The sequence below is a fragment of the Kribbella sp. NPDC002412 genome, from assembly GCF_053592935.1.
In genome coordinates, this window is the sequence record NZ_JBSFBL010000052.1 from 1 (window position 1) to 20,370 (window position 20,370).

At 69.2% G+C, this 20,370-nt stretch carries 22 protein-coding genes and 1 pseudogene; 12 read left to right on the forward strand and 11 right to left on the reverse strand.

Annotated features, from left to right (window positions below):
• The 4 genes and pseudogenes from ACWCOV_RS32465 to ACWCOV_RS32480 all read left to right on the forward strand — a co-directional run.
• A pseudogene (locus ACWCOV_RS32465) lies at positions 1 to 485 on the forward strand (ATP/GTP-binding protein); the annotation flags it as partial.
• The gene (locus tag ACWCOV_RS32470) at positions 485 to 2,335 is read left to right on the forward strand and encodes a type IV secretory system conjugative DNA transfer family protein (protein WP_449833157.1); all 1,851 of its coding nucleotides are present in this window, start codon (positions 485 to 487) and stop codon (positions 2,333 to 2,335) included. The pseudogene ACWCOV_RS32465 and the gene ACWCOV_RS32470, both read left to right, overlap by 1 nt.
• Positions 2,325 to 2,702, forward strand: a complete 378-nt coding sequence (locus tag ACWCOV_RS32475) for a DUF4913 domain-containing protein (RefSeq protein ID WP_360513997.1) — start codon at positions 2,325 to 2,327, stop codon at positions 2,700 to 2,702. The genes ACWCOV_RS32470 and ACWCOV_RS32475 overlap by 11 nt, the downstream gene beginning before the upstream one ends.
• Positions 2,703 to 3,041 (forward strand): YrdB family protein, encoded by a 339-nt coding sequence (locus ACWCOV_RS32480; protein ID WP_449833158.1) that lies wholly within the window; start codon positions 2,703 to 2,705, stop codon positions 3,039 to 3,041. It begins immediately after the preceding gene.
• Here ACWCOV_RS32480 and ACWCOV_RS32485 read toward each other — a convergent pair.
• Together ACWCOV_RS32485 and ACWCOV_RS32490 are read right to left on the reverse strand one after the other, a co-directional pair.
• Complete coding sequence (locus ACWCOV_RS32485) at positions 3,038 to 3,640, reverse strand: hypothetical protein (protein WP_449833159.1); 603 nt, start codon at positions 3,638 to 3,640, stop codon at positions 3,038 to 3,040. The genes ACWCOV_RS32480 and ACWCOV_RS32485 overlap by 4 nt on opposite strands.
• Before the next feature lie 42 nt (positions 3,641 to 3,682).
• Positions 3,683 to 5,011 (reverse strand): MATE family efflux transporter, encoded by a 1,329-nt coding sequence (locus tag ACWCOV_RS32490; protein WP_449833160.1) that lies wholly within the window; start codon positions 5,009 to 5,011, stop codon positions 3,683 to 3,685.
• A 473-nt stretch (positions 5,012 to 5,484) separates the two neighbouring features.
• Here ACWCOV_RS32490 and dnaB point away from each other — a divergent pair, with 473 nt between their 5' ends.
• Entirely contained in the window at positions 5,485 to 7,278 is a 1,794-nt protein-coding gene (dnaB, locus tag ACWCOV_RS32495) for a replicative DNA helicase (protein WP_449833215.1), read from the forward strand.
• A 30-nt stretch (positions 7,279 to 7,308) separates the two neighbouring features.
• Complete coding sequence (locus ACWCOV_RS32500; protein ID WP_449833161.1) at positions 7,309 to 7,953, forward strand: hypothetical protein; 645 nt, start codon at positions 7,309 to 7,311, stop codon at positions 7,951 to 7,953.
• A 13-nt stretch (positions 7,954 to 7,966) separates the two neighbouring features.
• Here ACWCOV_RS32500 and ACWCOV_RS32505 read toward each other — a convergent pair whose 3' ends face one another.
• Entirely contained in the window at positions 7,967 to 8,599 is a 633-nt protein-coding gene (locus ACWCOV_RS32505) for a MerR family transcriptional regulator (RefSeq protein WP_449833162.1), read from the reverse strand.
• Positions 8,600 to 8,685: 86 nt separating this feature from the next.
• On the opposite strand from ACWCOV_RS32505, the gene ACWCOV_RS32510 reads away from it, so the two are divergent.
• Both ACWCOV_RS32510 and ACWCOV_RS32515 read left to right on the forward strand, forming a co-directional pair.
• Positions 8,686 to 9,204 carry a DoxX family protein gene (locus tag ACWCOV_RS32510; protein ID WP_449833163.1) on the forward strand — a complete coding sequence of 173 codons (519 nt, stop codon included), beginning with the start codon at positions 8,686 to 8,688 and terminating at the stop codon, positions 9,202 to 9,204.
• Positions 9,201 to 9,602 carry a hypothetical protein gene (locus ACWCOV_RS32515; RefSeq protein ID WP_449833164.1) on the forward strand — a complete coding sequence of 134 codons (402 nt, stop codon included), beginning with the start codon at positions 9,201 to 9,203 and terminating at the stop codon, positions 9,600 to 9,602. Before ACWCOV_RS32510 ends, ACWCOV_RS32515 begins: the two co-directional genes overlap by 4 nt.
• On the opposite strand, the gene ACWCOV_RS32520 is transcribed toward ACWCOV_RS32515, so the two are convergent.
• On the reverse strand, positions 9,592 to 10,560 hold the full coding sequence (locus ACWCOV_RS32520) for a helix-turn-helix transcriptional regulator (protein ID WP_449833165.1): 969 nt from the start codon (positions 10,558 to 10,560) through the stop codon (positions 9,592 to 9,594). The genes ACWCOV_RS32515 and ACWCOV_RS32520 overlap by 11 nt on opposite strands.
• 64 nt (positions 10,561 to 10,624) lie before the next feature.
• Between ACWCOV_RS32520 and ACWCOV_RS32525 the strand changes: the two genes are divergently transcribed.
• The gene (locus ACWCOV_RS32525; protein ID WP_449833166.1) at positions 10,625 to 11,899 is read left to right on the forward strand and encodes an FAD-binding oxidoreductase; all 1,275 of its coding nucleotides are present in this window, start codon (positions 10,625 to 10,627) and stop codon (positions 11,897 to 11,899) included.
• Here ACWCOV_RS32525 and ACWCOV_RS32530 read toward each other — a convergent pair.
• Genes ACWCOV_RS32530 through ACWCOV_RS32540 form a run of 3 tightly spaced genes read right to left on the reverse strand, consistent with a single transcriptional unit; the run spans position 11,883 to position 13,842 of the window.
• Positions 11,883 to 12,278: a RidA family protein gene (locus tag ACWCOV_RS32530; RefSeq protein ID WP_449833167.1), complete on the reverse strand. Its 396-nt coding sequence runs from the start codon at positions 12,276 to 12,278 to the stop codon at positions 11,883 to 11,885. The genes ACWCOV_RS32525 and ACWCOV_RS32530 overlap by 17 nt on opposite strands.
• A gap of 42 nt (positions 12,279 to 12,320) precedes the next feature.
• Positions 12,321 to 12,749, reverse strand: a complete 429-nt coding sequence (locus ACWCOV_RS32535) for a protein-tyrosine phosphatase family protein (RefSeq protein ID WP_449833168.1) — start codon at positions 12,747 to 12,749, stop codon at positions 12,321 to 12,323.
• Between the two features lie 13 nt (positions 12,750 to 12,762).
• Positions 12,763 to 13,842, reverse strand: a complete 1,080-nt coding sequence (locus ACWCOV_RS32540; protein WP_449833169.1) for an ABC transporter ATP-binding protein — start codon at positions 13,840 to 13,842, stop codon at positions 12,763 to 12,765.
• A 197-nt stretch (positions 13,843 to 14,039) separates the two neighbouring features.
• Between ACWCOV_RS32540 and ACWCOV_RS32545 the strand changes: the two genes are divergently transcribed.
• On the forward strand, positions 14,040 to 14,603 hold the full coding sequence (locus tag ACWCOV_RS32545) for an ArsR/SmtB family transcription factor (RefSeq protein WP_449833170.1): 564 nt from the start codon (positions 14,040 to 14,042) through the stop codon (positions 14,601 to 14,603).
• Positions 14,596 to 15,432 carry an SRPBCC domain-containing protein gene (locus ACWCOV_RS32550; protein ID WP_449833171.1) on the forward strand — a complete coding sequence of 279 codons (837 nt, stop codon included), beginning with the start codon at positions 14,596 to 14,598 and terminating at the stop codon, positions 15,430 to 15,432. Before ACWCOV_RS32545 ends, ACWCOV_RS32550 begins: the two co-directional genes overlap by 8 nt.
• On the opposite strand, the gene ACWCOV_RS32555 is transcribed toward ACWCOV_RS32550, so the two are convergent.
• Positions 15,429 to 16,328 carry a LysR family transcriptional regulator gene (locus tag ACWCOV_RS32555; protein WP_449833172.1) on the reverse strand — a complete coding sequence of 300 codons (900 nt, stop codon included), beginning with the start codon at positions 16,326 to 16,328 and terminating at the stop codon, positions 15,429 to 15,431. The two genes, ACWCOV_RS32550 and ACWCOV_RS32555, sit on opposite strands and share 4 nt — an antisense overlap.
• Positions 16,329 to 16,409: 81 nt before the next feature.
• Here ACWCOV_RS32555 and ACWCOV_RS32560 point away from each other — a divergent pair, with 81 nt between their 5' ends.
• Positions 16,410 to 17,636, forward strand: coding sequence for an MFS transporter (locus ACWCOV_RS32560; RefSeq protein ID WP_449833173.1), 1,227 nt, complete (start codon positions 16,410 to 16,412; stop codon positions 17,634 to 17,636).
• On the opposite strand, the gene ACWCOV_RS32565 is transcribed toward ACWCOV_RS32560, so the two are convergent.
• From ACWCOV_RS32565 to eboE, 3 genes are read right to left on the reverse strand one after another with little or no spacing between them, the layout of a single operon-like run.
• Positions 17,637 to 18,350 carry a helix-turn-helix domain-containing protein gene (locus tag ACWCOV_RS32565; protein ID WP_449833174.1) on the reverse strand — a complete coding sequence of 238 codons (714 nt, stop codon included), beginning with the start codon at positions 18,348 to 18,350 and terminating at the stop codon, positions 17,637 to 17,639.
• Complete coding sequence (locus ACWCOV_RS32570; protein ID WP_449833175.1) at positions 18,347 to 19,132, reverse strand: SDR family NAD(P)-dependent oxidoreductase; 786 nt, start codon at positions 19,130 to 19,132, stop codon at positions 18,347 to 18,349. Before ACWCOV_RS32570 ends, ACWCOV_RS32565 begins: the two co-directional genes overlap by 4 nt.
• A gap of 18 nt (positions 19,133 to 19,150) precedes the next feature.
• Positions 19,151 to 20,356, reverse strand: a complete 1,206-nt coding sequence (gene eboE / locus ACWCOV_RS32575; RefSeq protein ID WP_449833176.1) for a metabolite traffic protein EboE — start codon at positions 20,354 to 20,356, stop codon at positions 19,151 to 19,153.
• Between the last annotated feature and the right edge of the window lie 14 nt (positions 20,357 to 20,370).

Sequence of the window (20,370 nt, forward strand, 5' to 3'; positions counted from 1 at the left end):
CGCACACCATGTCCGACCTGCTCGCCCTCGAGCACCCCGAGGACCGGATGAAGGCGAAGGGTTTCGTCGAGCGGTCCGGCATGGTCATCTGCGGCGGTCTGCCGCGGGCCGAGATGGAGAACCTGACCGAGGTCGTGCCGATGTCCGAGGAGGAGCAGAACATGCTCATCGGCTGGCAGGACCCGCCCGCGTGGGACCCGGCCACCGGCCAGGAGGCGGCGCCGCCCGGCCGGGGCAACTTCCTGGTCAAGGTCGGCGGCCGCCCGGGCATCCCGGTGCACGTCGGTCTCACCTCGGTCGAGCGCGAGATCAACGACACCAACAAGCTGTGGAAGACAGGTGCCGACGGCAACCCGCTGAAGGTCGAGGTGGCCGCCGACGGCTCGGAGGAGGTCGTCGAGCAGTACAGCCTGGACGACCCGACGATGTTGCCGCCACCCGACCCGACCACCCGGCTGGTCGCCCGAACGGGAGTTGACGAGTAATGGCCCAAGGCAGGAAGAGCACCGGTCCCGGCGGGCTGTCGGTCGAGTCGGTCCTGGTCTTCATCGGCATCGGACTGTTCGTCCTGGTCGTCGGCGGTGTCTGGGGCGCGCTGAAGGCCGCGGCCGCGATCAACGACACCCGCGCGGTGCCGGGCCCGATCGGCGCCCTGGCCGACCTGATCAACGGCCGGATCCGCTGGTCCGGCGCGGCCACCGGCGTACTCATCCTCGAGCTCGTCGCGCTGGGTCTGATCGTGGGCACCGCCTGGTACTTCCTCCGCCGGCGGCAGAGCAGCGTCGGCCGGGTCGACAAGCAGGCGTTCCTGATGTCGAAGCGGTCGGAGATCTTCAAGATCACCCGGGAGGGCGCGCAGGCGATCGCCAACCGGCTCGGCGCCGGGCACGCCGGTCCCGGCGTCCTGATCGGCCGGACCGTCCGGGACAACCTCGAGGTGTTCGGGTCCTGGGAGGACATGCACGTCGACATCTGGGGCCCGCGAACCGGTAAGACGACGTCTCGCGCCGTACCGGCGATCCTGGACGCGCCCGGCGCGGTGATCGCCACCTCGAACAAGCGCGACATCGTCGACGCCACTCGGGGGCCGCGGCTGGAGAAGGGCCCGGTCTGGGTGTTCGACCCCCAGGAGGTCTGCGAGGAGCCGCCGAACTGGTGGTGGAACCCGCTGACCTACATCACCGACGAGACCAAGGCCCGCGAGCTCGCCGAGCACTTCGTCGCCTCGCAGCGCAAGCTGAACGCGCAGACCGACGCCTTCTTCGACGCCGCCGGCACCGACCTGCTGGCCGGCCTGCTGCTCGCGGCGGCGGTCGCGAAGCGCCCGATCACGCAGGTCTACAGCTGGCTCGCGGACCAGCGCAACGACGAGCCGGAGCGGATCCTGCGCAACACGCCGGGTCTGCACCTGTCCGCCGACGCGCTGGCCGGTGTCATCAACGCGCCGGACAAGCAGCGCGCCGGCGTCTACGGCACGGCGCAGCAGAGCGCCCAGTTCCTGGTCAACCGCAAGGTGACCCGCTGGGTGATCCCGCAAGGCCCGAACGACACCCGACCGCAGTTCAACCCGCACGAGTTCGTCCGCCAGGGCGGCACGCTGTACAGCCTCTCCAAGGAAGGCGCCGGTACGGCGGGACCGCTGGTCACCGCGTTGACCGTGGCGGTCGTGGAGGCGGCCGAGGAGTACGCCAAGGGCAACCCGATGGGCCGGATGCCGAACCCGCTGGTCGGCGTGCTGGACGAGGCGGCGAACGTGTGCCGCTGGAAGAACCTGCCCGACCTCTACAGCCACTTCGGATCCCGCGGCATCGTGCTGATGACGATCCTGCAGTCCTGGCCGCAGGGTGTGGAGTGCTGGGGCCAGGAGGGCATGGAGAAGCTCTGGTCCTCGGCGAACGTCCGGGTGTACGGCGGTGGCGCGTCGGACGCGAACTTCCTCGAGAAGCTCAGCAAGCTGATCGGCGACTACGACATCATTTCCAGCTCGGTCTCGTACAACAAGGGTGAGCGCGGCACCAGCCGGCAGACCCAGCGGCACAACATCCTCGAGGTGTCCGACCTGGCCTCGATGCCGCCCGGCCGGGCCATCGTCTTCCCTTCGGGCATCCCGGCGACCATGGTGAAGACGGTGCCGTGGTTCACCCGTCCCGACGCCGGGGCGGTGAAGGCGTCGCTGGCGAAGTACGATCCGGGAGCCGCGGCCGGCGGCTCGTCGCAGGGCGGGGCGAACCCGTGGGTGACGGCCGGCACGCAGCAGCAGTCCGGACCGCCCCCGCTGCCGACGGGCGTCCCGGTGTGGGAGCAGCAGAGTGAGGAGCAGCGTCGTGGATGGTGAAGCGCAGGAACTCTTCTACCCGCACGTCGCGGCCTTCGTCGAGGACCGGCTGATCTACCTCTACGCGCGGCGGATCGGGCAGCAGTACGTCTGGTGCCCGGAGTGGTACCGGCACGCCGAGGCGCTGAGCCGGCTGGACTCGATCTGGCGGGCCTGGGAGCACCTCCGGCTCGACCCGGCCACCGGGATGTCGGTCTGGTGGCGTGACCACGCGGACCCGCACATGATGGCGTTGCTGGACCCGGACGGCCCGTTCGCGGCCTGCCGGGGCGCCCACACCGACTACCCGATCCCGCCGCTGCCAGTGGAAGAGCCCCCGGCCGGCCTGTTCTTCGACCAACGCCAGCCCAACCTCCGCGGCATCTGAATGTGGCGCTGGGGCAACCTGCTGCTCGCTTTCCTGGCCGAGCTGGTTGCCCTAGGCATCTTCGCGTGGTGGGGCTGGACAGTTGGTGGTACGACGTTCGTCCAGTTGCTGCTCGCCGTCGGCCTGCCGGCGGTGACCGCGGTGGTGTGGGGACTCTTCGCCGCTCCCACGGCGACTCGGACGACGCCCGTCGTACGGACCGTTGTGAAGGTCGTCGTCTTCGGTCTGGCCGGCGCTGCGCTCTGGAGCCTCGGTCATCCGGTGTGGGCGGTCGCCTTCGTCCTGGTGGTCGCGGCGAACCTGGTGGTGATCCACGTCCAGGGGCTCACGCCTGACTAGTCGTCGCCCAGGCCGATGTTGCGGAGTTCTCCCGGGCGGCGGTCCTTGCGCTTGTCATGCTTCGGCTTGCGGCGTTCGAACTTGCTCGCGACCGGTGTCTCAGTGGGCCTGCGGGCGGCTTCCTCGGCCGGTGGCTGGCCGGGTTGCTGGGCGGCGTCACTCCGCCGGTCGCGCGCGTCAGCGTCGTACTCGTCCGCGCGGCCGCGGTCGTATCTCGCGTCCCGCTCCTCGCGGTCGGCGGCCCGCTCGTATCGGCGTCCGGCGGCTGCGGTGGCGTCTGCTCCGGGCTCGTCGGGCCGTGCCGCCGCTTCGTCGAGCAGGTGGCGGCCATGGGCGCGATCGCTGAGGCCCTGCTGGTACTTGCCTGCCGCGTCGCTACGGAGCCGGTCGGCCTTGACCTCCTCGGCGTACGCGAGCCTGAGCGCCTCGTGGGTCTCCGTCCTGGCGTTGTCCTCGGCTTCCCGATGAACCCGATGGAGCTCCTGCTGGTCCTTCGCGGCGAGCTCGAGCGTCTCCTCGTCATCGCGAAGCTCCTCGAGCTCTTCCTCCTCGCGGAGTTCCTCGAGCTCCTCCTCGCGGGCGTCGTCGGTGTCGGCCATGCCGCTCCTTTCCTCCCGCCAAACCATGCCGCACCGGCAGGGTCAGCGGATAGCCCCAGTCACCAGCCAGGCGTCGCGACGCTCCCGGGTGACCAGAGTGAGCAGCCGCAGCAGCATGAAGCCGCCGAACGCCCACCACAAGGCGACGACACCGCTGTCGAACCACAGCACACTCAGCGCCAGCGGCACGTACAGCACGAGCGCGATCACGCCAGCCACCGCCAGGTACGGTCCGTCGCCCGCGCCGATCAGTACGCCGTCCAGCACGAACACCACACCGTTCACCGGTTGCCAGAGCGCTGCGACGACCAGTACGGCGGCCAACGTACGCCGTACCTCTGGATCGGCGGTGAACCACGGCACGTAGACGTCCCGCAGCCCCCACAGCGCGAGGCCGCCGAGCACTCCGGAGACCAGGCCCCACCACATCATCCGGCGGGTGATCGCGCGCGTCCCGGCGACATCGCCGGCACCCAGCGAGCGGCCGGTCAGCGCCTGCGCGGCGATGGCGATCGCATCGAGGGCGAGCGCCAGGAACGACCACAGCGTGAAGGCGACCTGGTGCGCCGCGACGGACGTCGTGCCGAGTGCGGTGGCGACGAAGGCGAGCAGGATGATTGCCACCCGCAACGTCAGCGTGCGGACGATCAGCGGCACACCCATCTGGGCCGACGCGAGGATGCCGGGGCGGTCCGGTCGCAGCTTGGCGCCGTCCCGTCTGGCGCCCTTGACGACGACCACGACCAGCGCGACCCCGGCGGCTGTCTGGGCGAGCGCCGTACCGAGTGCGGAGCCGGCGATGTCCAGGTCGAGGCCGTAGACGAGCAGGAAGTTCAGGCCGATGTTGAGCAGGTTCGCGCTGATCGCGACGACCATGGGGGTCTTGGTGTCCTGCAGGCCCCGCAGTACGCCGGTCGCCGCGAGCAGCAACAGCATCGACGGGATGCCGAAGCAGGAGATGCGCAGGTAGACGACCGCATGGTCGGCGACATCCGACGACGGGTCGAACGCGGCAATGGCGGCCGGCGCGAGGATCAGCCCGGCCACAGCCAGTACGACGCCCAGCACCAACGCCAGCCACAGTCCGTCGATGCCCTGCGCCAGCGCACCCCGGTGGTCACCGGCGCCGATCCGCCGGGCGACGGCCGACGTCGTGCCGTAGGCGAGGAAGACGCAGACGCCGACCAGGGTCTGCAGGATCGTCCCGGCGATCCCGAGTGCCGCGAGCTGCGGCGTGCCGAGGTGCCCCACGATGGCCGAGTCGGCCAGCAGCATCAGCGGCTCCGAGACCAGCGCGAAGAACGCCGGGACGGCGAGCCGGAGGATCTCCCGGTCCTGCTCACCGAGCAGGCGTCGTAGCCCGGACCTCACCGTTCCGGGTGGCCTGTCATGAGCATGACGCTCATTGTGCCTGACTCAGGCTGTGCACAGGCCACCGGACCCGGGAGTCCGGAAGAAGGTTCGGAAGTTTTTCTTCTCCACAGTTGTGCATTGGTGAAACCGCAGGTCAGGGGCCGGTTGCGGAGCGTTGTCCCCAGATATCCACAGGGTTGTGCCCAACCTGTGCACACCTGCTCCCGGGGTTTCCCACAACTCGTCCACAGGGGGTGTGGACGACGAACTACCACCCTGTGACCCGACCGGCGTACGGTCGCGTGACTGACGCCGTCCCGGTGGCGGATATTGTCGACGGTCCGGCTTATGATTCGATCAGGTGTTCGATTCGAGCCGGTTGGCCGTGGTGCGGGACAACCGGTCGGTGGCGGACGAGGAGGTCGGGCGAAGTGAGCGTGGCGGAGTTCCGCGGGGGACCGGGCAGCGGTCAGGAAGAGCGCAACCCGGAGATGGGCTTCGACCGCACGCCGCCGCAGGACCTGGCGGCCGAGCAGTGCGTGCTCGGCGCGATGATGCTGAGCAAGGACGCGATCGCCGACGTCATCGAGACACTGCGCAGCACGGACTTCTACCGCCCGGCGCACGAGGTCGTCTTCGACGCCATCACCGACCTGTACGCGCGCGGCGAGCCGGCCGACGCGATCACCGTCGCGGCCGAGCTGAACCGGCGCGGCGAGATGGCCCGGATCGGCGGCGCGCCGTACGTGCACACCCTGGTCGCCTCCGTCCCGCTGGCCGCGAACGCCGGCTACTACGCGCACATCGTCCGGGAGAAGGCGATCCTGCGCCGGCTGGTCGAGGCCGGCACCAAGATCGTCCAACTCGGGTACGCCGGTGAGGGTGAGGTCGACGACGTCGTCGACGAGGCCCAGGCCGAGATCTACTCGGTCACCGAGAAGCGCACCGCCGAGGACTACGCGCCGCTGAAGGACATCATGGAGGGCGCCCTCGACGAGATCGAGGCGATCGACTCCCGCGGTGACGCGATGGTCGGGGTGCCTACCGGGTTCACCGACCTCGACGAGCTGACCAACGGCCTGCACCCCGGGCAGATGATCATCGTCGCGGCCCGGCCCGCGATGGGGAAGGCGCTCGCCCTCGACACCCCGCTGCCGACGCCGACCGGCTGGACCACGATGGGCGAGATCGCCGTCGGCGACCAGCTGCTCGACGCCGACGGGTCGCCGACCACCGTGGTCGCGGCGACCGAGGTGATGGTGGACCGGCCGTGCTTCCGGCTCTCCTTCTCCGACGGCTCCACGATCGTCGCCGACGCCGAGCACCAATGGCGGGTCGAGGACGGCGGCCGCCCGGTGGTCTGCACGACCGCCGACCTGCACACGGCGATGTCCGCGAGTCCCGGGCTGACACCGCCGGTCCCGGGGTCGGCGCCGCGTCAGATCACCGGGCACGGTTTCCCGGCCGCGCTGGCCGGCGAAGGTGAGCGCCGGATCGAGTGGATCGACCCGGTCGACAGCGTCCCGGTGCGGTGCGTCGAGGTCGACAACGCCGACCACCTGTACCTGGCCGGCAAGACGATGATCCCGACCCACAACTCCACCCTCGGGCTGGACTTCGCCCGCTCGGCCTCGATCAAGCACGGGCTGACCTCGTGCATCTTCTCGCTGGAGATGAGCCGCAACGAGATCACCATGCGACTGCTCTCGGCCGAGGCGAAGGTGCCGCTGCACCACATGCGCAACGGCAAGATGACCGACGAGGACTGGGCCCGGCTGGCCCGCAAGATGGGCGAGGTCTCCGAGGCCCCGCTGTTCATCGACGACTCGCCGAACCTCACCATGATGGAGATCCGCGCGAAGGCTCGCCGCCTCAAACAGCGCCACGACCTCCGCCTGATCGTGATCGACTACCTCCAGCTGATGACGTCGGGCAAGAAGGTCGAGTCCCGCCAGCTCGAGGTCTCCGAGTTCTCCCGCTCCATCAAACTCCTCGCCAAGGAGCTCGAGCTCCCCGTAGTCGCCATCTGCCAGCTCAACCGAGGCTCCGAACAACGCTCCGACAAACGCCCCATGGCCTCCGACCTCCGCGAATCGGGATCCCTGGAGCAAGACGCCGACGTCGTGATCCTCCTTCACCGGGAGGACGCCTACGAGCGCGAGTCCACCCGGCCCGGCGAGGCTGACTTCATCGTTGCCAAGCACCGTAACGGCCCCACCGCCGACGTGGTCGTCGCCTTCCAAGGCCACTACTCCCGCTTCGTAGACATGGCCCACGACGGCTGAAGTGTCGGTGCGGGCGGATAGCGTCAGCGCATGATCTCCTCTGCCCGGGGTCGGTATCGCGCCGACTGCAACTGTTCGACCGAGGGCGGAGCGCGGGACTCGAAGGTGCAGGCGGTGGTGTTCCAGTTGCTGTCGTTCGTGCTCAAGGGTGGCAGGCAGAACGTGCCGATCCCGGAGGATCGGCGGATGGAAGTCGACATGGTGTTCGAGCCGTCGCCAGACTTCCGGCTGGCGATCGAGTACGACGGGGCCTACTGGCACACCGGTCGAGAAGTGGCCGACCTGAACAAGTCATACCGCCTGATGGGCACTGGATTCGCGCACCGGGTTATGCGACTGCGCGAGGCTCCACTCGAACTCCTCGACATCGACGACGTGTCGTTCGCCAAGGGCACGCCTCCGGTGGAGCTGGCTCAGCTGACCTTGCTGCACTTCTCGCATGAGGCGTATCGACGGCCCCGAGTGGCCGCCGAGGTGTTCTGGAACATAGAGACCTTTCTGAAGAGTTCTGCGACTCGGCTACGGCGCGAGCGGGTCGTCTGCCCGGACTGCCTCTCGCAGGCGAAGTACCTCGAGGTGCTGGAGTCGGCCGACGTGCCGGGGACCGGTCGTCCGCACCGGTTTCCTGGGGTCTGGCAGCCGGGCCGTGCGGCCCGTCGTCGCGCTGCGGGTTAGCGGTCCGTTGTCGTCACTCCGCTGTCCACCGCTTGGCTGAGATGGATTCTTGGGCTAGGAGGCGGAGGGAGGAGATGAGGGTTTCGCCGAGGATGGTGCCGATGACTACGGATTCGGCTAGTTGGTCTCGGGTGGGGTTGGTGGAGACGGCGGCGATCTCGAGTTCGGTGAAGCGTTCGACGGCTTCGGCGTAGGCGTCGAGGAAGCCGACGAGGTTGTCCTGGCCGAGGGTGTGCAGGGCGGCCACGGTTTCGATCAGGGTGGCCAGGGCGGGGGCCGTGGACTCGACGGACCAGCCACGCCGGGCGATCAGGTCGGCGACCTGGGCGGCCGCGGCGGTGCGGGCCTCGTCCGTGGCGGCCGGCTTGCGGGTGGGGGTGAGGGCTCGGTGCGCCCGGCCGATCTGCTCGTGCAGGGGTACGGCGTCGGAGTCGAGCGACTCGAGGATCTCCTTCACCTGCGCCACCGGGACCTGTGCGAGCTCGATCAGGGCCCGGATCAACCGCAGCCGGCGCAGGTGCGCCTCGCCGTACGACGCCTGGTTCGGGCTGCTCAGCTCACCCTGCGGCAGCAGGCCCTCACGCAGGTAGTACTTGATCGTCGGCACCGGTACGCCGGCGGCCCGGCTGAGTTCCCCGATTCGCATCTCGCTTGCCTTCCTCACGGTTGTGATGGATAGTAGCAGTATCCATTAACGGATAGTGCAACTATCCATAGTCAGGAGGTGACCGGATGATCCCCCTCGTCCTGGTACTGACCACGCTGTTGTTCCGGGCGCTGGGTGCGCTCGGAGTACGGCGATTCGCGAGCTGGCCGGTCAGCGCGGCGCATGGGATGGCCGTGATGCTGCTCTTCACCGCCAGCGCGCACTTCGTGCCGGCGAGCGTCACCGCGATGCCGAACCACGCCGACCTGGTCCGGATGGTGCCGCCGTTCCTGCCGTTCGCGGACGGGCTGGTCTACCTGACCGGCGTGCTGGAGTTCGCCGGCGCGGCCGGGCTGGTGCTGACCGCGACCCGTTGGCCGGCCGCGGTCGGGCTGGCGGCGCTGTACGTGACGTTGCTCCCGGCAAACATCTACGCGGCGACCGCCGACGTAGCGTTCGCCGGTGAACCGGCGACTCCACTGTGGCAGCGCATCCCCGAGCAGGTGCTCTACATCGCCGTCGCGCTGTGGGTCGCCTACAAGTCGAACAGCGCGCCGACCCGCGAACTGCTCACCCAAGCCAAGAAGGAGAAAGTGCCCGCATGACGGAAGCTTCGCGTGATATGGCCGGAGCGATCCTGCTCACCATCGTGACGATTCAGTTCGGCGGCTACTTCATGACCAAGATCGTCCGCGGCCAGGTGCCGATGACGGACTTCCAGAAGTCGTTCGCCCGGGCAGGTCACGCCCACGCCGGCGTGCTGGTGATCCTCAGCCTGGTCGGGCTGCTGTACGTCGACCAGACCGGGCTGACCGGGGTCATGCTGTGGGTGGCGCGGCTGGCGATCCCGGTCGCGGCGATCCTGATGTCCGGCGGCTTCTTCGCGTCGTCGGCGGGCAAGGGCCGCACGCAGCCGAACCAGTTCCTCTGGATCCTCTGGCTCGGCGCCGCGTCCCTCGCCCTCGGCGTCCTGACCCTGGGCGTCGGCCTGATCACCGCCTGAACGACCGCTGGAGCCGCTCGCCCACCTGGGCGATCGCCTCCGCGGTCTCCGGGGTCGCCCCATCCACGGTGAAGTCCGCGCCGAGGGCAACCACCGCCGCGACGTACTGGATCAGGAGCTGTGGTGACTCCGCCGTCAACCGCACCACGCACGACTCGGGCCCGTCGTCCTCGACGGTGCCCGGTAGCCACCATCCGTAGAAGTTCCGCTTGAACTCATCGGCCGGCAACCGCACCCGCAGGCTCACCGAGTGCCGGTACGACGCCGTCGCGAACGACTGCACGAGGTACGACGCGGCGTCGGGCGCCGGCAGGTCCCGCGGCGTGAAGTGGTGCCGACCCGGCCGCACGGTGCTGATCCGATCGACCCGGAACGTCCGCCAGTCTGCCCGATCCGGGTCGTAGGCGAGCAAGTACCACTGCCCGTGCACCGCCACCAGCTGATGCGGCTCCACGCGACGCCAACTGCTCGCACCCGACCGGGATTCGTAGTCAAAGGCAACGATCTCCGAGTCCCGGCAGCACGAGGCCAGCAACGCCAGCAGGTGGGCGTCGATCCGGGGCAGGCCGAGGTGCGGGGCCACCGACGATTCGCCGAGCGCCGCGACCTGCGGGCGCAGCCGCGCCGGCAGCACCTGTTCCAGTTTGGCCAGCGCACTCATTGCACTGTCCTCGACCCCTTCGATCCCGGTCACGGTCGCGAGCCCGGCCGCCACCGCGATCACCTCGTCGGCGTCGAGGATCAGGGGTGGCATGTTCCGCCCCGAGGTCAGTCTGTAGCCGCCCGCCGTCCCGGTCGTCCCGGTCACCGGGTAGTCGAGGGACCGCAGCCGCTCGACGTCCCGGCGTACGGTCCGGTCGGTGACGCCGAGCCGTTCGGCGAGTTCGCGGCCGGACCACTCTCGCCGCGACTGCAGCAACGAAAGCAGTCGAAGCAGCCGCCCGGGCAACTCGTTCACATCCACCAGAATTCCACAGCCTTGCGGACAAGAGCTGTCCGCAAGGGCTCCTAGCGTGGGTCACATGATGTTGACGAAGGAATCGAACGGATACGACGAGGCACGGCTCGGCTTCCAGCGGTTCGACCCGCACCAGCCGGACGCGATCTTCCCGGTCACCAGCGCGGCCGAGGTCCAGGAGGCCGTCCAGCACGCGGCGGACAACGGCCACCGCATCGCCGTCCAGGCCTCCGGCCACGGACTGACTCGCGGCAGCACCGGCGTCCTGATCGCCACCCGAAACTTCAACCAGGTGCGGGTCGACCAAGCCGCCAAGACGGCCTGGATCGAGGCCGGGGCGACCTGGCGGCAGGTGATCGAAGCGGCCGCGCCGTACGGGCTGGCCCCGCTGTCCGGCAGCTCCCCCGGGGTCGGCGCGATCTCCTACACGCTCGGCGGCGGCGTCGGCCTGATGGCGCGCCGCCACGGCTTCGCCGCAGATCACGTCCGTCGGATCGAGGTGGTCACCGCGGACGCCGTACGGCGGAACGCCGAAGACGACCCGGACCTGTTCTGGGCCCTGCGCGGCGGTGGCGGCAACTTCGCCGTGGTCACCGGCCTCGAGATCGAGCTCTTCGACGTCCCGACCCTGTACGGCGGCAGCCTGTACGTCGACCTCGCGGACAACCCGACCGTGCTGGAGACGTGGCGCGAATGGACCCGCACGGTGCCGGACGAGGTGACGTCAGGCGTTGCGCTGGTGCCGTTCCCGGACATCCAGCCGGTGCCGGCGCCGCTGCGTGGCAAGCACATCGCGCAGATCCAGCTCGCAATCCTCGGCGATCACGGCGCCGACCTGATCGAACCGCTGCGAGGTGACACCGTCCTCGACACGGTCGGCGAGCTGCCCTACCTCGAGTCCGGCAAGATCTTCGCCGAACCCGAACGGCCGGACAGCTACCGCTCGCGCAACGTCCTGCTCAGCGACCTCGACCCGGACGCGCTCGCGAGCCTGCCCAAGAGCGCATCGACGTGCGTGGTCGGCATCCGGCACCTCGGCGGCGCACTCAGCCGACAGCCGGCCGTTCCGAACGCGGTCGGCCACCGCGCGGCGTCGTACTCGCTGACCGTGCTCTCACCAGGCAAGGGCGACGTGACCGGCCTGCACCGGGAGATCCTCGAGCCGTGGGCCGCCGCGACGATCGGCCGATCCCTCAACTTCAGCTTCGGTGCGCTGACGCCCGACGAGGTCCGCCAGGCCTTCGACCCGGACGATGTCGACCGTCTCGTCGAGCTCAAAGACCGGTACGACCCCGATCAGCGCCTGGCCCCGAACCATCAGCTCACCGCGCTGCGGTGACGTCGATCTCGACGAGCTGGCCGGGGAAGCCGAGCTGGGCGACGCCGAGCAGCGTGCTGGCCGAGGCGAAGGCGGGCGCGAGCGGTGAGGCGTTGAGCTGCGTCCACACCGCGGCGAGGTCCTCACGGACCGGGCTGGCGACGTAGATGACCGTGCGTACGACGTCGTCCGGGGTGGCGCCCGCGGCTTCGAGCGCGGCGAGGATGTTGCGGATCACCTGCCCGGTCTGACCCTCGAGTCCGCCCTCGGCGAGGTCGCCGGACGGCTCCAGCGGACACTGGCCGGCGAGGTAGATGAGGGTGTCGGCCTGGACCTTGGTGATGTGGTGGTAGCCGGGGGTCGGGTGCAGGTTGTCCGGGTTGGCGCGCTCGATCGTCACCCAGCTGAGCAAACGCGACGCCCGGCCCCCGGTCAACGGGATTTAGTCGGCGAAGCGCCGTACGTACCGCTTCTGCCAGGGGGTTTCGACGGCGTGGCGGTCGTAGTACTGCCGGACGAACTCGACGGCTTGTTCAGCGGGGATCCCGTCCAGGATCGCGAGGCAGGCGAGCGCCGTACCGGTCCGGCCGCGGCCGCCGCCGCAGGCGAACTCGACCCGTTCGGAGCCGGCTCGCTGTAGGGCGTCGGCGAAGACCCGGCGGGCTTCGTCGCGGTCGGCGGGCAGCCGGAAGTCGGGCCAGCGCAGCCAACGCGACTCCCACGAGACCTCCGGAGGCGGCTTGCCCAGCAGGTAGACGCCGTACGACGGCAATGGTCCTGCCGGCAGGCCGTTGCGCAGACCGCGTCCGCGCACCGTCAGGCCCGACGGCAGGACCACCACACCGGTTGCCTTCTCGTCCCAGGTCGTCACCTGGTCAGCTTATTCAGGCGGTCAGGCGCTCCTCGGTCGAGGTGGAGAAGAGGTGCAGCTTCTCCGGGTTCGGGGCGAGGTGGACGATCGTGCCCTTGTCGTTGTGCAGGCGGGTGCCGATCCGGGCGATGATCTGCTGGTTCGTGGTGGTGTGCTCCGCGGTGCCGTAGAGGAACGCGTCCGAGCCGAGCTCCTCGATCACCGCGACCTTCACCGGCAGGCCCTCGTCGGCGAGGCTGAACGCCTCCGGCCGGATGCCCAGGGTCAGCGTCTTGTCGTCACCGGCCTTGGCCAGCAGCCTGCGCTCGATCGGGACCACGAAGTCGCCGATCTTGGCGCCGCCGTCGACGATCTCGGCCTCGATCAGGTTCATCGCGGGCGAGCCGATGAAGCCGGCCACGAACTTGTTCCGCGGCCGGTCGTACAGGTTCAGCGGGGTGTCGACCTGCTGCAGTACGCCGTCCTTCAGTACGGCGACCCGGTCGCCCATCGTCATGGCCTCGACCTGGTCGTGGGTGACGTAGACGGTGGTGACGCCCAGCCGGTGCTGGAGCTCGGCGATCTGGGTGCGGGTCTGGACGCGGAGCTTGGCGTCGAGGTTCGACAGCGGCTCGTCCATCAGGAACACCTGCGGGTTGCGGACGATCGCGCGGCCCATCGCGACGCGCTGGCGCTGGCCACCGGACAGCGCCTTCGGCTTGCGGTCGAGGTACTCCTCGAGGCCGAGCAGCTTGGCGGCTTCGAGGACTCGCTTCGCCCGCTCCTCCTTGTGGATGCCCTGCATCTTGAGCGCGAAGCCCATGTTGTCCGCCACCGTCATGTGCGGGTAGAGCGCGTAGTTCTGGAAGACCATCGCGATGTCGCGGTCCTTCGGCGGGCTGTTGGTCACGTCGCGGTCGCCGATGTAGATGGAACCCTCGTTGACCTCCTCGAGGCCGGCCAGCATCCGCAGCGCGGTCGACTTGCCCGATCCCGACGGGCCGACGAGAACCATGAACTCGCCGTCCTGGATGTCCAGGTCGAGCTTGTCCACCGCGGGGAGGTCGGTGCCCGGGTAGACCCGGCTGGCTCCCTTGAACGAGACAGTTGCCATGTTGCGCTTCCTTCCTTCGCCGGCAGGAACGTGCCGGACGGTCCGTAGCAAAGGCCCCCAGACGTGTGGGTGTCTTGCTTCGGTGATGTATCACCAAAGCATCTGTTCCAACGATTGAGCGGCCAGATCCATTCCCCGCCAATGGAACTGCGAGACTATTGACAAAAGAGATTTTTACGTACAAAGTTCTTTGTGTGATGAGAGACGTGATGCACCTGGAGCAGCTCGAGCAAGCGGAGGCGCTGTTCAAGCCGCAGCGCATCGAGGTCCTGCGGCGGCTGGCCGAGCCGCACACCTGCGGCGAGGTGGCGGAGCAGCTCGGCCAGACTCCGCAGCGCGTCTACTACCACGTCAAGCGCCTCGTCGAGGCCGGGCTGGTGACCCTGGTGGAGGAGCGCAAGGTGCGCGGCATCCACGAGGGCATCTACCAGGCGACGGCGCGCTCGTACTGGTTGTCGCCGCGGCTCGTCGGCCGGATCGGCGGGCTGCGCCGGGCCCAGGACGAGCTGAGCCTCGGCTACCTGCTGGACCTGATGGAAGAGGTCCAGACCGACATCGCCGCGCTGGACCGGGAAGCTCCGGAGCTGCCGTCCATCGGGGTGTCCGGTGAGATCCGGGTCCCACCGGACCGGCGGCGGGAGTTCTTCGAAGACCTGCAAAGCACGCTGCAAGACCTGTTCTCGCGCTACGGCGGCTCCGAAGGCGACGCCTTCAAGCTGGCCGTGGCCTGCTACCCCAAGGGAGACCAAGACCATGACTGAACCGCTGATCCTCACCGCCCGCGCCAAGACCGGCATCGACGACGTCCGCCAGGCGCTGACCGACCCGAAGACCCTCAACCTCTGGCTCGGCGAGCACTCCAACGTCGACCTGCCCGGGACCTTCGAGTTCTGGGGCCGCTACATCCCCGAGGGCGACGCGCCGCACCAGCGCGTCCTCGAGTACGACGGCCAGACCCTGAAGCTGGCGTGGACGCTCGGCGGCGAGGAGACCACCACCGAGATCACGCTGGCCGACGAAGGCGCCGACGCCACGCTGATCAAGCTGTCCCAGACCGGGTTCGACTACGCCGACCTGGTGGCCGGCGGCAACATTCGCGGCGTGCTGCAGACCTTCTGGGCGCTCGCGCTCGCCAACCTGGTCGACCACCTCGAGGGTCGTGAGCTGACGCCTCGGCAGGACTTCACCTCGACCGCCTTCAGCGGGGAGGTGCTGATCGACGCCCCGGTCGCGCAGGTCTACGACTCGCTGGTCGACTCCGAGAAGGCGTCCGCGTGGTTCGGGTACCCGATCGGCATCGAGCCGAAGGTCGGCGGCCGGTACGCGATGGGTGGTTTCGACTCCGGGATGCCGGCCGCGAAGGTGGTCGACCTGGTCGAAGGCAGCAAGATGTCGGTCGACTGGGGCCCGGCGGGTGTCAGCACCTGGGAGCTGGCCGAGTCCGAGGGCAAGACCCGGCTCACCTTCGTGATGAGCGGGTTCGACACCGACACCCCGCCGTACTCCGCCTGGCTCGGCTGGCTCAGCGGCGTCGCCGAGCTCCGCCGCTACAACGAGCAGCCGAACTGGCAGCCGATCTGGGTCGCCTAGAAGTAGCCGGGCCGGATGGAGTCCGACATCAGATCGAGCAGGGCGGTCACTGCCCTGCTCGGTCTCCTGCCGCCCATCGTGATCGCCGACAACGTCCAGCGCAGGTCCGGCGCTCCGGCGATCGGCAGCCGGGCCACGCCTGCGAGCTCCGCTCCCTCGAGGTTCGGCACGACGGCGACGCCGAGCCCGGCCCGCACGTAGTCCGGCACCGCGGTCACGTCGGGAACCTCGACCTGGACCCGGCGCTGGATGCCGGCGTTGTCGAACACCCGATCGACCGTCCGCCGGTTGCCGAACCCGCCCAGCATGTCCACGAACCGTTCCCCGGCCAGCTCGTCGAGCCTGATCTCGGTCCGGCCGGCCAGCGGATGCGACGACGGCAGCAGGACGACGAACGGCACCGACCCGATCTCCCGCGCTTCCAGCCCGACCAGGTCCGGCTTGGCCAGGCCGACCAGGGCCAGGTCGAGCCGGCCGTGCCGGACGTCGTCCGCCAGTCCACTCGATCCGCTCGGCGACGTGGTCACCTGGACGTCGACCAGCGGGTACTTCCGGTTGAACGCGCCGAGCAACTCGGCCAGGTCGACCAGCCCGATCCGGGTCATCGTCCCGATCCGGATGTTGCCGCGCAGCCCGGTCGACACCTCCTCGACCGCGGCCCGGGCCCGGTCCAGCGCCTCCAGCGCAGCCTTTGCCTCAGGCAGCAAAGCCTGTCCGGCCGTGGACAGCGTCACGCGCCGGGTCGACCGGTCGAACAGCGTCGTCTCGAGATCGGTCTCCAGCGCCCGTACGGCGGCCGACACGGTGGACTGGACCGTGAACAGGCGCTGCGCGGCGCGGGTGAAGCTCAGCTCCTCCGCGACCGCGACGAAGTACTCGAGCTGCCGGCTGTCCACAGGCCAATTATCGTCAACTCCGATAAGAGCGTGCAAGAACTTTCGTTGGACTCGATAGATCGAGCGAGCGAACCTGGTGACATGTCCACTCTGACCAGCTCGCACGCGCTCGAGTCGAAGCGGGTGCGGTTCGCGCACGGTCCGGGGTTCTGGGTGATCGCCGCGGCGTTCCTGACCGTGATGGCGTTCTCCACCGTCCCGACCCCGCTCTACGCCATTTACCAGCACCGCGACGGCTTTCCGACGTACGTCATCACCGTGATCTTCGCCAGTTACGCGGTCGGCGTGATGGCGTCGCTCTACCTCGCCGGCCACGTCAGCGACTGGCTCGGCCGACGCCGGGTCGCGCTCCTCGCCGTACTCGCGGAAGCCCTGTCGGCGCTCGTGTTCCTGGTGTGGCAGGACGTGCCTGGACTGCTGCTCGCGCGCTTCATCTGCGGTGTCGGCGTCGGCGTGCTGACCGCGACGGCGACGGCGCACCTCTCCGAGTTGCGGCAGGTCGCCCGTCCCGACGAGGACCCGAGCCGGTCGGCGCTCATCTCGAGCATGGTGAACCTGGGCGGGCTGGCGTTTGGTCCGTTGGTGGGTGGTCTGCTGGCGACGTACGTGTCCGCTCCGCTGGAGCGCCCGTACGAGGTCTTCCTGGTGTTGCTGGTGCTGAGCGCCATCGGGATCGCGCTGGTGCCGGAGACGGTCGAGCGGCTGGAGGAACGTCCGGCGTACCGGCCGCAGCGCGTGACGCTGCCGTCGTCGGCGAAGCCGTTGTTCTTCGCCACCGCCATCGGCGCCTTCGCGGCGTTCGCGATCTTCGGGCTGTTCACGTCGCTGGCGCCGACCTTCCTGGCCGGCACACTCCACCACACGTCGCGGCTGCTGGCCGGAGTCGTGACGTTCGTGGTCTTCATCGCCGGGGCGGTGAGTCAGGTCGTCTTCGTCCGGATGAGCCGGCGGAACCAGCTGCGGCTCGGACTCGTGTTCATGTCGCTCGGCCTGGCCGGCGTCGCCGTGGGCGGCCTCGTTCCCAGCCTCTGGATGTTCACCCTCGGCGGTGTCGTCTCCGGTGCCGGCGCCGGCGTCGTCTTCCGGGGCGCCGTCGCGACAGCGGCATCGCTGGCCGACCCGAGCTCCCGGGGAGAGGTGCTGGCTGCGCTCTTCCTGATCGCGTACGCCGGTCTGGCCGTCCCGGTGCTCGGCATCGGGGCCGGCATCGCCTTCCTCCCGGCTCAGGTCGCCCTGCTGCTGTTCTCCGCCGTCATCCTGCTCCTGGTCAACGCCGCCGTACTCCGCATGGTCGCCGCGACGAAGTGATCAGCTGTGATCGTGGTGGACGAACCAGATGCCACGGGCCGGCTCCGTGCCCAGGTTGCGGAACAGGTGCGGGACGGTGGAGTTCAGCCCGAGCGCCTCACCGGCGTGCAGTGTGAAGGTCTCGAACCCGAAGGTCACCTCCAGCTCGCCCTCGAGCAGGTAGCCGTACTCGTACCCGTCGTGGCGCAGCATGCGTTCGTCGTTGGTCGAGCTGGAGCCCGGCGGGTAGACGATCTCGATGAAGTCCAGCTGGTGGGCGGTGTTCGTCGCCAGCTGTTCCCAGACCACGCCGGTGTCCATCACCAGTCGGGTGCGGTTGCCGGGTGAGGTGACCGACAGGCGGCCGGTGCTCCCGTGGTCGTCCCAGACCCGCTCCAGCGAGCCCAGGTCCGAGCGGCGGACCGGCTCATCGGCCGCCCTGCTCAGGGCTGTTGGGATGTCCGTCACCTGCTCCGACGCCACGGCATCGGCGTCCGGCTCGTCCTCGCTCTCGAAAAGGTGGTCGATGGACACGCCGAGGGTCTGCGCCATCGAGTACAGCGTCGCCACCGACGGCTGGGACTTGCCGTTCTCGATCTGGGACAGGAACGACGGGGAGACACTGAGCCGGCGAGCGAGCTCGCGCAGTGTCATCCCCGACTTCTGCCGGGCGGTCCGCAACTGCAGCCCGAGGTTGACCGCGGTCGCGTCCGCCGGGCTTTCTGAAGTACTCACACCAGCACCATGCCTCCGTCGATCATGATCACCTGGCCGGTCAGATAGTCGGAGTCGGCCGACGCCAGGTAGAGCGCCGTACCGAGGATGTCGTCGCCGGTGGCGACCCGGCCGCGCAGAATACCCGCGGCGAAGTCGGCCATCGCCTGGCCGGGGCGCTCCGCGTCGCCGATGTTCATCAGATCCTCGTCCAGCTTCGTCCACAGCGGGGTGTCCACCACGCCGGGGGCGAAGGCGTTGCAGGTGATGTTGTGCTCCGCCAGTGCCCGCGCCGCCGCCTGGGTCAACGCGTTCACCGCGAACTTGCTCGCGCAGTACGGCGCGAAGGACGCGAACCCCTGCCGGCCGGCGATGGACGACGTGTTGACGATCTTGCCCTCCCCGAGGGGCATCATCCTGCGGGCCCCCTCCTGGATGCCGATCAGCGTGCCGAGCGCGTTGACGTCCATGATGGCGCGCCAGTTCTGCTCGGTCACATCGAGCAGGTGCATGGGCTCGTTGAAGCCGGCGTTGTTGAACAGCACGTCCAGCCGCCCGGTCTGCTCGACGAACGCGTCGAAGGCCGCGCTGACCTGGTCGCGACTGCTGACGTCGGCGGTGAGCGGGATCCCACTGCGGCCGGCTTCGGACAGCTCCGCGCAGACCGATTCCGCGGCCTCCTTGCTGCGGTCGAGCACTCCGATCGTGGCGCCCTCGCGGGCCAGGCCCAGGGCGAACACGCGTCCCATGCCGCTTCCTGCGCCGGTGATGACGATGTTCTTGCCGGCCACTCGTTCGGGCATTCGCTGATCCTGTTCGTGTCAGTGGGCGCCGAGAGTGTCCCGGACCCAGTCGATCTCGCGGCTGACGTACTCGTCGATGTCCCCGGTCTTGAGGTGGTCGGGGAGCACGTCCCAGGTGTAGGTCTCGATCTCCAGGTGGTCGGACAGCGGCGTACGGCGGTGCAGGTCGAGGGCGGCCTCGATACTCGACCGGGTGGTTCGGAAACCGCCGATCTCGTCGAGGAACACCGGCACGTGGAAGTGCGTCCGCCACTCCCGGCGGCCGCCCGGCGACTGCTGCCAGGCCTCGATCGCGTCGCCGAGGTTGAGGAACCGGGTGAGCTGCCCGTCGCGGCGCTCCGTGGTCTGGCTCAGGTAGATGGTGTCGGTGAACTGCTTCAGCTCCTGCACCGTGTCGGCGGTGACCTCGGGCACCCAGAGCGCCGCGGCCTCCTGCAGCTTGAAGATCGGGACGCCGGCCGCGACCAGCGACTCCAGCGCGGCCGGGATGTCCTCGAACTCCACCGACTGGTGCCCGATGTCGAAGACCACGCCGAGATGCCGGCGGATCAGGCCGATCGCGGCGGACACCGGCACCGCGGCCAGCTTCGCGAACTCCACGGCGCCGGACCGGGAGTAGATCCGCTCCTCGAAGTACCGCACGGTCTCCGCGGTCGTCTCCAGGAAGCAGAACGGCTCCGGCTCGAGCGCCAGCTTCACCCGGCGGCCGGTACGGCGTTCCACGTCGACGAGATGAGCGACGACGCGGAGCAGGTTCGTCGTGAAGCGGTCGACGAACGCCGGCCCGTCGACGTTCGGCCGGAAGGCCAGCGGAGCGGTCTGGATCGACGGCTCGACGTCCGGCTCGGTGATGTCCACCAGCACGTCGGCGACGCCCATCGTGTAGCGGGTGCGGTCCTCGGTGGCCCAGTCCGGCTCGTACACCTGCTCCATCACCGTCCGGCCCTTGAAGGGCCCGTGCGGGAAGGCGTTCACGGTGTAGACGTACAGGTCCTGCTCGCGCAGGTAGCCGAGGAAGCCGGCGCGCTCGGCGGGATCGTCCAGCAGCGTCGACACGGATGCGCCGGAGAGCCGCAGTGACAGGCCCATCGGAGCGTCCGGCGACACTCGCTGCTTCACGGCCGGAACATGCCGTACGACGCTCTCGCGCATCTCGGCCCAGGTGTCGCCGGGATGCACGAGTGTCGAGTAGGTGAGGTGACCGAGCCGGTCGCTGAGCTTCATGTGGTGTTCACCTT